The 17,413-nt window shown below is 39.9% G+C and carries 12 protein-coding genes; 10 read left to right on the top strand and 2 right to left on the bottom strand.

Annotated elements, in window-relative coordinates:
* Positions 1-56: 56 nt before the first annotated feature.
* The 3 genes from LV92_RS12840 to LV92_RS12850 are packed head-to-tail and all read left to right on the top strand — an operon-like array spanning position 57 to position 2,454.
* Positions 57-956, top strand: a complete 900-nt coding sequence (locus LV92_RS12840; protein WP_111624029.1) for an FAD:protein FMN transferase — start codon at positions 57-59, stop codon at positions 954-956.
* Between the two features lie 4 nt (positions 957-960).
* Positions 961-1,170, top strand: a complete 210-nt coding sequence (locus tag LV92_RS12845; protein ID WP_111624030.1) for a DUF4266 domain-containing protein — start codon at positions 961-963, stop codon at positions 1,168-1,170.
* A gap of 6 nt (positions 1,171-1,176) precedes the next feature.
* Positions 1,177-2,454, top strand: coding sequence for a DUF3570 domain-containing protein (locus LV92_RS12850; protein ID WP_111624031.1), 1,278 nt, complete (start codon positions 1,177-1,179; stop codon positions 2,452-2,454).
* Positions 2,455-2,842: 388 nt separating this feature from the next.
* On the opposite strand, the gene LV92_RS12855 is transcribed toward LV92_RS12850, so the two are convergent.
* Complete coding sequence (locus LV92_RS12855; protein WP_245946376.1) at positions 2,843-5,932, bottom strand: aminotransferase class III-fold pyridoxal phosphate-dependent enzyme; 3,090 nt, start codon at positions 5,930-5,932, stop codon at positions 2,843-2,845.
* Positions 5,933-6,065: 133 nt separating this feature from the next.
* On the opposite strand from LV92_RS12855, the gene LV92_RS12860 reads away from it, so the two are divergent.
* From LV92_RS12860 to LV92_RS12890, 7 genes are all read left to right on the top strand, one after another.
* Positions 6,066-7,334, top strand: a complete 1,269-nt coding sequence (locus LV92_RS12860; RefSeq protein WP_111624032.1) for a PQQ-dependent sugar dehydrogenase — start codon at positions 6,066-6,068, stop codon at positions 7,332-7,334.
* 401 nt (positions 7,335-7,735) lie between these two features.
* On the top strand, positions 7,736-8,101 hold the full coding sequence (locus LV92_RS12865) for a hypothetical protein (RefSeq protein WP_146613544.1): 366 nt from the start codon (positions 7,736-7,738) through the stop codon (positions 8,099-8,101).
* A 423-nt stretch (positions 8,102-8,524) separates the two neighbouring features.
* A complete protein-coding gene (locus tag LV92_RS12870; protein ID WP_245946377.1) occupies positions 8,525-9,184 on the top strand; it encodes a dienelactone hydrolase family protein in 660 nt (219 codons plus the stop codon).
* Between the two features lie 3 nt (positions 9,185-9,187).
* Complete coding sequence (locus tag LV92_RS12875; RefSeq protein WP_111624035.1) at positions 9,188-9,814, top strand: phosphoribosyltransferase; 627 nt, start codon at positions 9,188-9,190, stop codon at positions 9,812-9,814.
* A 1,228-nt stretch (positions 9,815-11,042) separates the two neighbouring features.
* Entirely contained in the window at positions 11,043-14,024 is a 2,982-nt protein-coding gene (locus LV92_RS12880; RefSeq protein WP_170126317.1) for a chemotaxis protein CheB, read from the top strand.
* Complete coding sequence (locus tag LV92_RS12885; protein ID WP_111624036.1) at positions 14,017-15,735, top strand: sensor histidine kinase; 1,719 nt, start codon at positions 14,017-14,019, stop codon at positions 15,733-15,735. The genes LV92_RS12880 and LV92_RS12885 overlap by 8 nt, the downstream gene beginning before the upstream one ends.
* A gap of 106 nt (positions 15,736-15,841) precedes the next feature.
* Entirely contained in the window at positions 15,842-16,219 is a 378-nt protein-coding gene (locus LV92_RS12890; protein ID WP_111624037.1) for a response regulator transcription factor, read from the top strand.
* Positions 16,220-16,258: 39 nt separating this feature from the next.
* Here LV92_RS12890 and LV92_RS12895 read toward each other — a convergent pair whose 3' ends face one another.
* On the bottom strand, positions 16,259-17,413 hold the full coding sequence (locus LV92_RS12895) for a baeRF7 domain-containing protein (RefSeq protein ID WP_111624038.1): 1,155 nt from the start codon (positions 17,411-17,413) through the stop codon (positions 16,259-16,261).

Genomic DNA, 17,413 nt, shown 5'->3' on the forward strand with positions numbered 1-17,413 from the left:
TAATCCCATGTTTCGTTTTTGCTCAGGAAATAGCACATAGACGGACCACAAAATTAATGGGAAGTAGGTTCGATATTACCATAGTTGCCCAAGATGAAGCTACCTCTAACCGCTATATAGATAAGGCCATCGACGAGATCTCTAGAATTGAAAAATTGATTTCCTCATGGATTCCCAGCTCACAGACCTCAGCGATCAATCTAAATGCCGGGATTAAACCTGTAAAAGTTGATCAAGAATTAATAGACCTTATTGAGCGCTGCATCACCGTCTCAAAGATTACGGACGGCGCCTTCGATATCACCTATGCCTCCATTGATAAGGTTTGGAGATATGATGGCAGCATGAAAGAAATGCCCGCCAAGGAAGCCATAGAAAATTCCGTTGCCAAGATCGGCTATCAAAATATTGTCCTGGACAAGAAGTTACAAACGGTGTTCCTAAGATTGGAGGGTATGAAAATAGGTTTCGGTGCCATTGGGAAAGGATATGCCGCCGATAAGGTAAGAAGTATGCTAAAAGCAGAAGGTGTTAAGTCAGGAATTATCAATGCCTCAGGGGACCTCACCACTTGGGGAAAACAACCTGATGGTACGGATTGGATGGTGGGCATAACCAACCCTCTTAACAAAGACAACATATTCTCTTGGTTCCCTGTAGTCAATGCAGCTGTTGCCACCTCCGGTAATTATGAAAAATACGTCACTTTTAATGGGGTAAAATATAGCCATATTATTGACCCCCGAACCGGTTACCCCTCAACGGGTATACTAAGTGTTACCATTTTTGCCCCTAGTGCTGAATTATGTGATGCGCTGGCCACCTCCGTTTTTATTACCGGGACAGAAACTGGCCTTAACATGATAAACCAAATTAAAGGAGTGGAATGCATTATTATTGATGATCACAATCATATACACACTTCTGAAAACATTGAACTTAACAAAACCCAATAACGCCATGCGACATTTTATCATACTTATTATTGGCATTTTATCACTATCCTCCTGTGTTGCGGTAAGGGAATACGACAAAGTATACCTCAACGATGAAGAAATGGACTTGGCCACCAAAAGCTTGGAACGGTTCGAAACTAATTTTCACATATATCGGGAAGCCGCTGCAGGTGCCAATGGAGGCAAAACAGGTGGTGGGTGCGGATGCAATTAAAATAGAATGAAAGGAATAGGATTTATAGTATTTTTCGGATTGATTTCCTGGGGCGCATTTTCCCAAGGCAATAATCAAGAGTATATAAAAAAAGTGTTGGAGACCCCTGAGGTGGAATTGCTGTATAGCTATTACAGCCAGGACGGAGACAATGCCGCTGTAACCGGGGGGGAAGGAACGGAAAAATTAACGGATATGACCCCTACGATTATTGTTAGCATCCCCATCGGGGAGGATAACGTACTAAGTCTGGATGCAGGAATATCTGCCTATACCTCGGCCTCCTCCAGTAATATTAACCCTTTCGACGGTAGCAAAGCAGCCAGTCCCTGGGTAGAATCTTCGGGCGCATCCCGTAGTGATGCCCTAACCTATTTTCACCCCACCTTTACCCATAGTTCCAAGGACCGAAATAAAATCGTCAGCGGTAATATTGCGGTATCTGCCGAATACGATTACTTTTCACTGGGTTTTGGAGGTGGTTATACCCATCTTATGAACGAAAAAAATACGGAACTGGGAATAAGCGGGCAGGTATATTTGGACACCTATAAACCGCAGTACCCCATTGAACTGCGTCAAGGTTTTTTTGATAATCGAATTACTGGCACGGGTACCTATTCTCCATTATTTACTGAGTTTAACGACTTAAACCGAAATTCTTATTCCCTATCCCTTAATTTTTCCCAGATTATCAGCAAGCGCTTTCAGGCGTCACTGTCGCTAGATTTTGTTCTTCAGGACGGACTATTATCCACCCCGCACCAAAGGGTATATTTACAGGATAGGAGCGATTTTTTTATAGAGGATTTTCAATTGGCGGACAATGTTGAATTATTGCCTACTTCAAGGTTTAAATTACCCATTGGAGGAAGGCTTTCATACTATATAAACGATCAGTTTAGCCTTCGTACCTATTTTAGATATTATTATGACGACTGGGGGGTTACCGCTTATACCGGAAGTTTGGAAGTACCTATAAAAGTATCGGAGAAGTTTACGGTATTTCCTATGTACCGCTATTATACCCAAACTGCCTCCGATTATTTTTACCCCAAGGAATCGGCTTTATCCACATATCAATTCTATACCTCGGATTATGACCTTTCGGCTTTCAACAGCAACCAATACGGTTTTGGCATTACCTACAAGGATATTTTTACCCAGAGCAAAGTCTGGAAATTCGGTTTAAAGAGTATTAGTTTTAGGTTTAACCAATACGAAAGAACCACCGGGTTAAGTGCCAGCATCTTTGAATTGGGAGCTAAGTTTATAATGGATTAATTTTTATAGTTACTAAGGATTTCAATAAATTAAACATCTTATAACCAATGTTTTGATATAATATCGTTTTAGCGGCCGAAAGTTATTTCAATTCTAATTTGGAAACAAGGCTAGTCACTTCGACAGAGTCCCTTTTCGGGACGACGAGAAGTCGCACATACTGGATGAGAGCTAGATGTGTGATTTCTCATATACATTCGAAATGATAACCTCAAAACCTTCGACTTATAACCTAAAACTGCCACTATCCCACAACCATGGTCGTCTTTATTAAGTGCCTCCAAATCAAATTTTTGAAAAAATGTCATTTTAGCAGCTTGAAAAATAAAATTTCTCATGTCTCATCCTAACAATAATGATGTTTATTTAGTTAATTAGGTACCATCTCTTACAATTTCATAAAATCTTCGGCCATAATCTTCTTGAGGTAAAAAACCAGTTCCTCTGCATTTTCCTGGGAAAAGACCATTGGGGGTTTAATTTTAAGAACGTTGTGGTCCGGACCATCAGTACTCATAAGAATACCGTGGTCTTTCATACGGTTGGCCAAATAATCGGTCTGGGCAGCCAAAGGTTCCCTTCTAGCGTTCACCAACTCGATCCCTAAAAAAAGACCCTGTCCCCTTACATCTCCGATAATAGGAAAGTTCAATGCCAAAGCCATAAGTTCCTTCTTCAGATAGTTTCCGACCTCCAAGGCATGTGACTGCAACTTTTCACGTTTTACAACTCTCAAGACCTCAGCACCTATGGCACAGGATACGGGATTCCCCCCAAAGGTGTTAAAATACTCCATTCCGTTGGCAAATTTATCCGCAATTTCCTGGGTACAGGCTACCGCGGCCAAGGGATGTCCATTGCCCAAAGGTTTCCCAATGGTCACAATATCGGGTACTACCCCGTGGAGCTGAAAGCCCCAAAAGGTACTGCCCATACGCCCGCAACCTACCTGCACCTCATCGGAAATACATAATCCATCAGCTTCCCTTACGTATTGATATGCTTTTGCCAAGAACCCCTCCGGCAACTCTATTTGTCCTCCACAGCTAATTATTGGCTCTATGATGAAACCGCCTACTCCCCGTCCCTTGGCATGAATCTTATCTATTTGCACCTTCACCTCCTCTGCATAATGCCCGTCTATGTTTTTCCCGCGGTATTTTCCCCTAAAAGCATCGGGAAGCGGAAAAATATGGGTGTGTTCAGGGGCGCCCTTGCCTCCTTTGCCATCAAACTTATATGAACTGATATCGATACACATATTGGAATTTCCATGATATCCCACCTCGGAGGCTATAACGTCCCGTTCACCGGTGACCGCCTTGACCATACGGATGGCCAACTCGTTGGCCTCACTGCCAGAATTCACAAAATGGAGCACGCTTAATTCTGGTGGTAAGGTCTCCAGCAGTTCTTTGGCCAACTCATTGATGTTTTCATGCAGATAGCGACTATTGGTATTGATCAAGGCCATTTGTTCCTGACCAACCCTTACCACCTCAGGATGTTCATGGCCCACATGGGCAACATTGTTTACGGTGTCCAAATATTTTCTTCCATATTGGTCCATTAGGTACTGCCCTGCCCCACGTACCATTTTTATAGGCACCTTGTATTGCAAGCTCAAACTTTTGCCCAGATGCTGTTTTCTATAGTCTATGATGTCCGAATTGGAGGTAGCTTGACTTCCCTCCAATCCCTTGGTCTTAAACAAAAGGTTGGGGTCTGGACAAAGGCTTTTCCATACGGAAATCTGATTATGGTACGCTACTCCTGGAAAATCGATCTTATAATGCAGCATGGACAGCATAATCTGAAAATGCAAATGTGGTGCCCAATTGCCGTTCTCTGGCCAATTCCCCAAAACGCCTATGACATCGCCAGCCTTTATTTTGGTTCCAACCTCATATTTTGTAGCACTGGCTACGGACAAATGTCCGTAAAGCGTATAAAACTCTAGGCCTTCTTCCTGATGTTTTAAAATGACCAATCCACCATATTCCTTGTCCCCCGCATCATTTACAGCAGTTACCACTTCCCCATCAAAAAGTGCATGCACGGCAGAACTGGCCGGCAACCAAAAATCGACCCCTAAATGAATACTCCTAGACTCCCGCCCGTTGTTCCCTATTTTATCATAAGAGGATGTAGTGTAAATTGGCCTCGGCTCCAAATAACCTCCAGCCAAAATGTTTGCAAGGTATTTGCGCTGCAATTTATTAAGCTTATACTGAAAAAAATCCAGGTCATTAAAGTCCTTTTCATGTCCTAACCATTTACTGGAAACGCTCAAATCCAGAGCATGTACTTCGTTAAAACCTATACTGGGGAAAAGCTTTCCTAGGGAAAAGGATTGCCCTTGGGACCAAAGCTTGAATTTTCCCTCCATGGGATGGGCAGTAAATCCACATGCCTCCCTAAAACTATAGTGTGCAAAATCTGCATTTATATCCTTCCACTTCCGCAATAACTCCCATGCCGGTTTTTCACTGATCAGGAGATATGTATTGTCCGGTTCCTTCTCTTTATTTATGGCCGATTTGGTTACGGATATCACCAAACGCATTGCAATGGCCATATACAAATGCTCCAGTTCGTTTTCCAACAAGGGAAATGCATTATTGTAGCCCCTAATAATCGGCAAAGAGGCCTGAAGCGGATCATTGTGGTGCATTATGGCATAGGCACATACCACGGCCAAATCATTGATAATTTGAGTATAAACGGAATCCCCGAAATCTATGGCGCAAACTACCTTGGGAGCGATTAGGTCCGAGGAAACAATAACATTGTTGTCATTGGCATCGTTGTGAACCACAGCCTGCCTTAGTCCGGCATAACTGGGTTGTGCCAGATGAAATTGGTCCTGAAAATAGGAAATGACTTCTTTGTCCACATTCCTAAAGAGGTTCAGATATTCTGTGGTCCAATCCCCTTCTGATATATCCCAAACAAATTTCCGATGGGCCTGGGGATGATCAAAACCCTGCAATGCCCGAGTCAGTCTCCCACATTGTTCACCTAGACTATACCGAAGATTGTCCAATTGTGGGTTTACCCCACTCCAAACCCTCCCTGATATCCAAGACAACAGCCGCACCTTCCTAATTCGACCTGCTTCGTCCTTAGTCTCCGAAATTGAGCTCCCGTTTTTATCTGAAATGACCCTGGGAACAGTTAAATCCAAACCATTTTTAGCGGCATATTGCAATAATTTCTGCTGAAAACCCAAATAATCCGTGTTCTCGTCCGGACGGGATATTTTTAGAATATAGGCCTTCCCATTCGGTGTATCAATTTTAAAATTAAAATCGATTTCCCCAGGCAATGGTTTGGCCGTACCTTGAATGTTAAAGTTTTCAAGGGCAATTCTGATGGCTTGATCCGCAGTAATTCGAATTTTATTGTACTCCATTAGCTTGGTTCCTTTTTCCTGTGCGCTCCTATGAACAAATAATCCAACAACCAAAATAAGCATATTATTTTCACAAGACCATTAGTAAAAAGAATTAAAACACTTGAACAACTGAGGCCAAATTTGGTTTTTTTTCCAAAAAATAAGATTGATATGCTATCTTTAGCCCTTGATCCAACCATACTAAATAATATTCATGAAGAACACAATTTCCTTCCCTCTACTTAAGTCATTATCCGTGATTGTTTTGTTGGGGACTCTTACAACCCAATGCAAGCAAAATTCCAAAGAAAAAGTAGCAGCTGTAATCAATGAAACCGATATAGTGATCCCCGATGGATTTTCCATTGAACTAGTGGCCAAGGATTTGGGGAATCTAAGACATATGACCGTCTCAAAAAATGGGGATATCTATGTAAATAGATCCAAGCTAAAGGACGAAAAAGGTATAATCCTTTTAAAGGATACGGACAATGACGGCAAAATTGATGAGGAACAACAATTCGGCAATCTCCCAGGGACAGGCATATTGATTAAAAATGGTTATTTATATACCTCCTCCAATTCTGGGATCTATCGCTATAAATTAAATGAAAATGATGAAATTATCGATATTGAAAATCCAGAAAATATAGTGGACGGATTGGCAGATAAAGGCCGGGATAATGCAAAATCATTTGTAATGGATGATAATGCCAACATTTATGTAACCATAGGCTCTTGGAACGATTCCTGTCGTGAGGAAGGCAATGGAAACGGTATTATGCCCTGTGCTATCTTGGATTCTGCAGGGGGTATATGGCAATTTAAGGCCGATAAATTAAACCAATCATTTTCTGATGGAATACGTTATGCCACCGGAGTTAAAAATGCCGTCGGGACAGCTTGGAATTACAAGACCAACTCTTTATTCGCTGTTGTTCATGGCAGGGGTGCTTTCCATGATTTTTATCCTGAATACTATACGGCCAAACACAGTGAAGAACTTCCTGCAGAAACTCTATATGAGCTTCATGAAGGTGATGATGCTGGTTGGCCCTATATCTATTACGATCAGTTTAAGAAGAAGAATATCCTTGCTCCAGAATATGGGGGCGACGGTGAAAAAACAGGAAGCGAAAATGCCATTGAACCTATAATGGCATTCCCGGCACATTTGGCTCCCAACGACCTGCTTTTTTACACCGGGACAATGTTCCCGGAAAAATATAGAAATGGCGCTTTTATCGCCTTCCACGGGCAGTCCCCGGAGTTAAAAAAAGGATATTTCGTTGCCTTCGTACCTTTTAAGGATGGCAAGCCAAATGGAAATTGGGAAATATTTGTAGATAACTTTTCCGGTATAGACCTAGCAAATCCCAATGGCCCAATTCAGCACAGACCCTGTGGATTAGCACAAGGTCCTGACGGTGAATTGTATGTAAGTGAAGATCTAAACGGTACCGTATACAAAATAACCTATTGATCTTCAAGGCAATACCCAAAATGCTACTGCTATTACTCAAAGTGAAAGGACAGTGTTGGCCCAAAACGGCAATATTCTTTTAATGTAGTCATCATATAATCAAGATCCCTTAAGGCTTTTTCTAGAGGGATCTTTTTTTACCCAATTCCCAATCATTTAATAAACCCTAACTATTGGATTAGAGCATTTTAGCACCGGAATCAAACAATTTACAATTTCGCCATCCGTCAATTACAAAGATATCGGTGGATTCCACCAAACAATCTGTGTAAGATGACCGGCTCTCCATTTAAACATTTACAGGCTCCGATTTATGAAAATCTTAAGAAAATAAATATTTCATAATTATTATTTTTAGGGCGGTAAAAATGATTAAACAATTAAAAAACACCTGTAAAACTATGAAAACAGTATTAACAGCACTTTATTTCTTTTTGGGAATTACATTACTGCAAGCATCAACTACAACAAACGAAATTGATGATTTGGAAGTAGGTTCAGTATTAATGATTGGAAGTCCTTCAGCAAATCTGTATGAACATATAGAAGTGCCAAGGATGAATTTTATCATTAAGAAAGGAGGAATCCCGAACTACAAAACACTTTTCCAGAGCAAAGTGATCGTTTCTAAAATGAAAGTGATGCCAGATGGTAGTAAGGTAGTACACCTGAAGAGACAAAATGGAAAACGCTTTTTTAATAGCCATAGCTATATAAAGGCCAGACTTAAAGAAGCCATTGACACAGAAGAGCTGGTCAGACTTTAGTCGGCATGTATAACGCTTAGGCTGCCAAAACTTTGTGGTGTAGCAAGGCAAAAAAGCATACAAGTAAATTAAAAGCCCTTAGTTCTAAGGGCTTTTTTTATTACCAATTTTGGAATAAAATACATGGCAGTTCTTTACCATCTTTCCCATACCCAAATTTATACCTAAACATATAGTGGGCCGGACATACCGTTCCACTACCCATCTTAAATGCCAATCCCCTGTAGCATCGGCATATGACCTATATCATTGTTTTAGCTTGATAATTGCTCTACATTAATAAATGTCGGTATAGTCCCCAACTACACTTACCAATCCTAAATGGCCACCATCCCTAACTTAAGATCGTTGAGGACAAAAGTTGGGGCGACTAGGAACAGTTCCTGAAAAAGACCCCAAGACTACTCAATATATGATAGCATTATGATGTTAGAAAAAGAAAAAAATAAGGCCATTTCCATCCCCCTAAAGCACCTAACTTTAAAGGCTAATTTGTACATCCCTGAAAATGCCAAGGGGTTGGTCATATTTTCCCACGGTAGTGGTAGCAGTAGGTTTAGCCCCAGAAATAATTTCGTTGCCAACATACTTAATAAAAAGGGATTGGCTACCTTATTGCTCGACTTATTGACAGAAAGAGAAGACGAGAACTATGAAACACGGTTCAACATTAACCTTTTAACGAGTCGCCTTATAGCGGCAACTAAATGGGTACAACAACAACGGGAAACCGAGCAAATTTCCCTGGGCTATTTCGGGGCCAGTACCGGGGCCGCATCGGCAATAAGAGCGGCTGCCTTTTTTAAGGATGATATAAAGGCCATAGTTTCCAGAGGCGGAAGACCGGACCTTGCCCTCAATGAAATTTCCGAGGTTACAGCTTCCACCTTATTTATTGTTGGCGGAAAGGATTCCGCAGTCTTGGAATTGAATATCACGGCCTATGCTAAAATGGAAAGTGAAAAAAAATTTGAAATCATACCAGGGGCAAGCCATCTTTTTGAGGAAGCGGGAAAGCTGGAGAAGGTGGCCGAACTCTCCGCATCTTGGTTCAAGAAATGGCTGATAACTAAAAAACCATAAAAAATGTTTACGAATAGAATCGATGCCGGACTACAACTAGCTAAAAAGCTAAAGGCATATAAAGACAAAGAGAATGTAGTGATCTTGGCCATCCCAAGGGGCGGGTTGCCTTTGGGAGCTATTGTAGCCAAATCAATAAATGCAAAATTGGATGTTGCCCTTTCCAAAAAAATAGGCCATCCGTTCAACAAGGAATTTGCCATCGGGGCCGTTAGTCTCAACAATATTGTCCTAGACGATAACATTGAAATTTCCATCGGTTATATCGAGAAAGAAAAGAAACGACTTCGCGAAAAACTAAAAAAAAGAGAGGCCCAATATTATAGGAATAGGTCTCCCTTAGCCTTAAAGGATAAAATCGTAATCATTATTGACGACGGCATCGCCACAGGGAATACCATAAGGGTCACCGCACAACTGGTACATGACCGAAAGCCGGAAAAAATTGTGATCGCCATCCCGGTAGCCCCTAAGTCAACAGTACAGAAATTAAATGCCGCCTCCTATATTGATGAAGTGGTATGCCTGGAGACACCCTTTAATTTTCAGGCAGTAGGACAATTTTATATGGATTTTGATCAGGTGTCCGATGAAGAAGCCATAAAAATATTGGAAGAATTTTATTCCTAATACATTGGTAAAAACAATTCTAGAGATCAAAAATCCATTACTATTTCAAAACCTATCTATACCAAAGAATGGGTGTGGTCAAAGTTAATATGCACCCCTCATATTATCCATGTTCCAAAAAATCAAACTAAAAACTTAAAAAAAAAGCTTAAACTGATCCAGGTCATTTTGCACATGGAAAGTATATCATATTTTAGCAGTGTTCTTAAAAGTTAAATAGTTCTTTGAAAATAAATAAAGAGGAATTTTAAATTACAAGGCTTAAAATTCCCAAGATATAGAAACGGTCAAGGGCACCCTTTATACCATTTGAATTGCGAACGGATCTAGTGATAGCTCCTATTAGGGATCAGTGTAAGAGGTCATTGGGCAGAATTGAAAGTTTCTTGGAAACCGGAACATTTAGGTGTTCCGGTTTCTTTAAAGCATTAATTTATTGGTCGTTATCATCGTAAGATGTTAACGATCGTAATAAAGAAGTGGCCAAGGTTGGCCCCGTAACTGATCAACCATGGTGTTCTAGCAATGGAATAACATGAAAGTCCATTAGTCGGCAAAAACGTAGTCCATTTTTTTATGGGAAACAGGAGGTTTCGGCCTCCTGTTTTTTTCTTAATCCATTAAATCTACAAACTTCTAAGCAGTAATGCCTTAGAGGTCATATATAGGTATTGCGATTTTTTTCGTCTGTCATACAAACATTGCAATAACGTAGCTAGTACGTTCCATACAGGATTTTGTTGACAAGTAGGAATTTAATTAAAATACCTGAAGGACCGGGATATCCAGAATATTCCGGTCCTTTTAATTTAACAATTCCCTAGAAACAACATCGTAAATACTAAGCCAAGACCATTCAATGTGCCCTATTGTGCTCAGCCAATATATACGAAGTGGCTTATTTCTTATTGTGCACCAACTACTTGGCCTGCAATAGGCATCAAAAAAAGTTCCCTTTAGGAACTATTTTGGAAAAAGTACACCTTGAAAAAAAAATCTAATTACAAAATTAAAGGGTAATTATATCATCGACACCCATTTTGATCGCCAAATATCCTCTATTATTAAAGACTTCTCCACAAAACAGATTTCTTTGTATTTTTAACTAGGACGCCTCATCTTTAACGGAAAAAGGTGGATACTGATTTTAATCATTGAAGCACTGAACTTGCTTTATTACATTTGGCTAACTTTTAAAGTGCCCCGCATAAGCGATTATTACAATACCATGACAAAACAAAATACGACCAATATTAACTCGACCCATAAAAAAAAAGCTCCCATAAAAAAGAGAGGAGTAAATCCAGATAAGGAAAATAATTTCCCTATAGTAGGCATGGGTGCCTCTGCAGGCGGATTGGAGGCTTTCAAAGAATTTTTTGAAGCCATGCCGCCAAACTCAGGAATGGCTTTCGTCTTGGTACAACATTTAGATCCTACCCATAAAAGTCTTATGGTTCATTTATTGGGAAACCATACCAAAATGGAAGTAACCCAGGTAAGGGACAATACAAGAGTGCTCCCTAACCACGTTTATATTATACCTCCCAACAAGGACATGGCCATTTTTCAGGGGGTATTGCATCTTATGGAGCCAATGGCTCCTAGGGGCTTTCGTAAACCAATAGATTTTTTCCTGAGATCTTTGGCTGAAGACCAGACCGATCGGGCTATAGGAATTATCTTGTCCGGTACAGGAAGTGAGGGGACGCTTAGCTTAAAGGCCATAAAAGGCAATGGGGGACTATCTATAGTCCAAGACCCCGAAACTGCCAAATACGACGGTATGCCAAGAAGTGCCATAGAAGCCGGGGTGGAGGATTTTGTGCTACCGGTTAAGCAAATGCCGGATGTACTCTTAAAATATGCCAAGAATAGGAAATTTGAACCCGAGGGTATTCCACTACAACTACAACCAACCAACCAGCTCCTTGAAAAGGTTTTTATTTTATTGCGCAATGAAACCGGTTGTAACTTCGCCGATTACAAAAGTAGTACCGTTGTACGCCGTATTGATAAACGCATGGCCCTCAATCAGGTTCCAAAACTGGAAGACTATATAAAATACCTTCAAGCAAACAAAGAGGAAATACGAAAACTTTTTAAGGAACTGCTTATTGGCGTTACGAGTTTTTTTAGGGACAAGGAAATTTTTGATAGTCTTCAAGAAAAAGTTATTCCTGAGATTGTTGCCAACAAAAATGATGGGGATACCATCCGATTGTGGGTCCCTGGATGCTCTACCGGGGAAGAAGCGTATTCACTTGCCATACTATTTGATGAAATTATAAAAAAACAGTCCAAGGCTCTAAAGGTTCAAATATTTGCATCTGACTTGGATGAAAATGCCATTTATAACGCCAGACAGGGAATTTATCCAGAAACCATTGCAGCCGATATAGGACCCGATAGATTGTCCTATTATTTTCAAGGTGACAAAAATACCTATAGAATAAAAAAAGGAATACGAGATCAAATCATATTTGCGGAACACAATATTATAAAAGATCCTCCCTTTTCCAAACTGGATTTGATAAGCTGCAGGAATTTGCTTATTTATCTTAATGTGGAAGCACAAAAAAAGGTTTTTGCCATATTCCATTATGCCCTGAATCCCGAAGGCATATTACTTCTGGGCAATTCGGAATCCTTGGGCGAATATGCTCGATTCTTTGAGGTCTTGGATAGAAAGTATAAAATTTTCAAATTCAAGGAGGCCCAAAGGGCGGATATGCCAGATATTGGACATCTTTTCCAAGAACCCATCCCTTTAAAAACCGTAAGCATCCCTGCCCAAAAACGGGAATGGCAGTCCAGTTTGGCCAATATTACCTCTAAAGTATTGCTGGCCAACTATGCCCCTGCCTGTGCTATTATTAATTATAAGGGCGATGCACTTTATTTTTCTGGCAACACTGGTAAATACCTACAACCCTCCCCGGGAGAGGCTAGATTGAATATTATAGACATGGCACGAGAAGGGCTTAAAAGCGATCTTAGTGCCCTAATCTCAAACTGTCGCAAGATCACAACAACGGAGGTTAGAAAAAATGTCCTGGTTAAAACCAATGGTACTCTACAGGCCATCGACCTAACAATCCGGCATCTATCCCAATTGGATTTGAACATGGAATATTGGATGGTAACCTTCGAAGATGTAGATACCCCAACAGAGAAGCCAAAAGCAACACTAGAAAAAAAACCTGAAGATTTTACAGAAATTCAGGCATTGGAGCAAGAACTGACCGCTACCAAAGAGTATTTGCGTTCTACCATAGAACAATTGGAAATATCCAATGAGGAACTGAAATCCTCCAACGAAGAACTCCAATCCAGCAATGAGGAGTTACAGAGCACCAATGAGGAAATGGAAACCTCCAAAGAAGAATTACAAAGCGTAAACGAAGAAATAGTAACCGTAAATACAGAACTCCAAGGTAAAATAGACGAGTTGGCCAGGGCCTATGACGACATGAACAATTTACTTGCCAGCACCGAAATTGGCACTATTTTTTTGGATTCAGACCTAAAAATAAAACGGTTTACACCTGCTATGTCCAAAATAATTAATCTTATTAATTCGGACGTAGGCAGACCTATAGACCATTTGTCCTCCAATCTCATCTATAATGGCTTTACCAAAGATGCCCAAACCGTGCTCGACAAATTAACCCCCTATAAAACAACGGTAAAAAGTAGTGACGGACTTTGGTACCAAATGCAGATTATGCCCTATCGCACCACGGAAAATGTTATTGCAGGCGTTGTAATAACTTTTGTGGACATTACACAAGAAAAGAAGTTGGGAGAACAATTGCTCGACTTCAAAAAAGAGTACGAGCATATCCTGGAAATGACTAAAACAGTGGTGTATACCCAAAACGATCAGCTCATTTACACCAGTATAGCCAACATACATTCAGATTTTCAATTTAGGAATATGATCGGAAAAAAGGATGAAGATTTTTTTTCCAAGGAAGATGCCAGAAAATTGGAAGATATAAAACGAAAAGTACTTAAAACGGGCAAACCCGAAAGGGCTACATTAGAGTTAAAAGTAAGTGGTGAAGCCAGATTTTATGACCTAATGGTCCGCCCCATAAGCGAAGCCAAAAAAATAATGGGCATAGCTTGCTCTTCCATTGACATTACAGATCTTGTCTCTGCCGAAAAAGAATTAAAAATCCTAAAAGATCACAAAAATGGTTGAGAAAGGTTCCCATTCCAGCAACTTGCGTTCCAAAGCAGAGGCCAAGGTAGGCACATCACCATTGGGTGGGCCGGAACTAACCATGGACAAGGCCAAGGAACTAATGCACGAACTTGAAGTGCATCAGGTAGAACTGGAAATGCAGAACCAAGAATTACGGGAAGCCCAGCATCGCTTAGAAGACATTCGCGATCAATATACCGATCTGTTCGATTTTGCTCCCATAGGATATATCATATTAAATAAAAAAGGAAAGGTAGAAAAAATAAACCTTACCGCATGTACACTGATGGGTATTGATAGGACACAAATTATAAAAAGACCCCTATCCGCCTTTATGAGTGCAAACGAGGCTCGCGTACTATTTCTTAAATTGCAGGAAGCCTTCCAAAAAGGTGTACTAAAACCCTTTGAACTGGAAATTAACCGAAACGACAGTGGTTCTTTTCCTGCACTTGTACATGGGACCATTTCAAAAAATATAATGGGGCAATTACAATGTCGCCTGTCCATGCAGAATATAACGGAGGTTAAACAAGCCAGAATTCTGCAACGACAACATAAAGCCCTTCAAAACGAAAAGGAAAAAATTCAACAGTATTTAGATCTTGCCCCAATTGTTTTTTTACTGATAGACAAGGATCAAAAGATTCAAATGATCAATCAAAAGGGATGTAACCTATTTGGTTATGAAAGGGTGGAATTATTGGGTCAGAACTGGTTCGATTTTTTAATATGCAACGAAAATGGCAAGGAAGACGATTCAAATCAAATCGAATTTGAACGCAAAATAAAATTATTGTCCCCGGCATTGGAATGCAAAGTAAGGTGTAAAAACGGGGAAGAACTTATAATGTCCTGGCGCAATACAACCCTATTGGGCAAGAATGGTGACCAAATAGGGGTATTAAGTGCAGGAGAGGACATTACTGTCCGAACAAAACTGGAAGAGGATAATCAGACCTATACCGCTAATCTAGAATTAAAAATTGAAGAACGTACCAAAGAGTTGATTAAAGCCTTGGAAGCGGAAAAAAGGATCAATGATTTAAAAAGCAACTTTATCACCATTGCGTCGCACGAATTGCGCACCCCCATTACCATTGTAATGTCGTCCATAATTCTAATTGAAAGATATAATAACTTGGGACAATATGAAAAATCCGAAAAACATATTGCCCGAATTAAATCTTCCGTAGATCATTTTGTAAATATTTTGGATGATTTTTTATCCTTGCATCAGTTGGATAAGGGAATTATTCAGATTAATAAGGAAGTCTTTGACTTGGAGCCATTTGTTGAAGGTATTGTCACCGACATGAAAGGCCTTCTCAAAAAAGGTCAGCATATTATCTACACGCATACAGGATCAAAAAAGTTAAATTTAGATCCAAAAATTTTAAGGAATATTATCCTAAACTTGCTGTCCAACGCCTTGAAATACTCTAGTGACCAAGTAAAAATCAAAAGCTTTCTTAAGAAGGATAATCTTAAAATATCCATTGAGGACCAAGGTTTGGGTATCCCCGATGAAGACCAAGAAAATCTTTTTACAAGTTTTTATAGGGCTAAGAATGTGGAACATATTCAGGGCACAGGCCTAGGACTTAGTATCGTTCAGCGATATCTTGAATTATTCGGAGGAAATATAAAATATAAGAGTGTTTTGGGAGAAGGCAGCATTTTCACCATTGAAATTCCAATTTACTAAAACCCTTATAAAAATCACCTTACCCTTAAATACTTAGCCTTTTATTACAAAAATCATTATCTTAAGGTTATCATAATTACTACTGTTTAAAATCGAATAACGAATAATGGCTACTATTCTAGTTGTTGAAGACAACCGTACCATACTTGAAAACACCTCCGAACTATTGGAGATGGAAGGTTATAGTGTAATAACCGCCTCAAATGGGAAAGATGGCTTTGAGAAAATTTTAAAATCCTTGCCAGACCTTATTGTCTGTGATATCTGGATGCCTGAAATGGATGGCTTTGAACTTTTGGAAAAATTGGGAACCTATGCCGACCTAAAAAATATCCCTTTGATTTTTTTCAGTGCTAGAAGTGAAAAAAAGGATATCAAAAAAGGACTTGAACTAGGAGCCTACGACTTTATTGTAAAACCATCTGACCTATCAGATCTCCTAATCTCGATAAAAAATTGTTTACTGAGCAAAAAACTTATTTAAGTTGTAAAAGTACTTACCTGCCCCAGTCCAATAAAAAAATCAATATCTATATAGGGCATTAATTTTGGAAAACGGATTTGGCATATCTTCCTTTTCCAATAGATAGACCTTTCCCCCGTCCAAAAACGTTTTCATGGCTACCTTATTTAAGAGGGATACGTTGGACGGAAGCATTTCATTGTCTACCCTGACCGTTCCTTGTTTTGGCTCATAAATTCCCCATATATCTTCATTTTTTTGGATGAACAAAGTATCTATTATTCCTTGCATGGCCGATGGTACTATGTGCTCAATATCTGAAGATGTTCTCGGGGTACCGTCAAACTTCTTAAAATTATCAATTTTATCTAGGCGTTCCTTATCAAACACGGGGCTCAACTTTTTCCATGCCAATTCCCGTAACTTGGACTCATGCGCTTCATTAGGATCTAAAGTAATATGATCTGCCAAAAGGTATTTGTAGGTATTTACTTTTTGATAAATTGGAAATAGAAAGTCTTGACAGGCAATAATCAAAGGCTTGTTGTCATTTTTTATCAAGGTCATTAGGCCCCTGTCCAAAGCCGAAAAATATCTCTCGATCTCATTCTTCCGGTCTCGGTCTGCCTCTCCATGACCATGAAACGCTGCCGCTCCATGACCTTCCTGCTGACTTCTGAACTGTAGGCCCTTTTGCTCATAATCATACCCTACCCTTTCCTCCATCCGGCTGGGAATTTTGTCCTCAATATGTATCTCTGCACTATTATAGCGGGTTTTCTTATACAATTTCACCTTTTCCAATTGCAACCATAGCAAAAAAAACGAATCGTCCCCAGTAAACATTGGCAACAAAGGGGTGAGGTACAAACTGTTGGCTACGTGGTTAAAGGGTTCAAAAGAAATTGGAAGGGTATATTTTTTAACAATTCCATTGGTTATAAAAAGTGCCAGTCCATTGGATTGGTGCCTCCAAAACTCCCCGTCGTGGATCAGCTCTTGTATAGGGGCAATCAATTCTGCAATTTCCCTTTTACCCAAAGGTTCCCGCTCCAATTTATTTTTAACTTCCTTTAAATGATTTTTAAGCATTTTTGCATCCTCCTGCTGTAAAACCTCTTCGCCCTTTTGATGGGTTGGCATATAAATAGATATGCAATGCACATTGCGAATGCTTTCTAAGTCCTGTATCTCTTTTTTGGTTATAAATGTCAT

This window comes from Arenibacter echinorum (genome assembly GCF_003259375.1).
Taxonomy (GTDB): domain Bacteria; phylum Bacteroidota; class Bacteroidia; order Flavobacteriales; family Flavobacteriaceae; genus Arenibacter; species Arenibacter echinorum.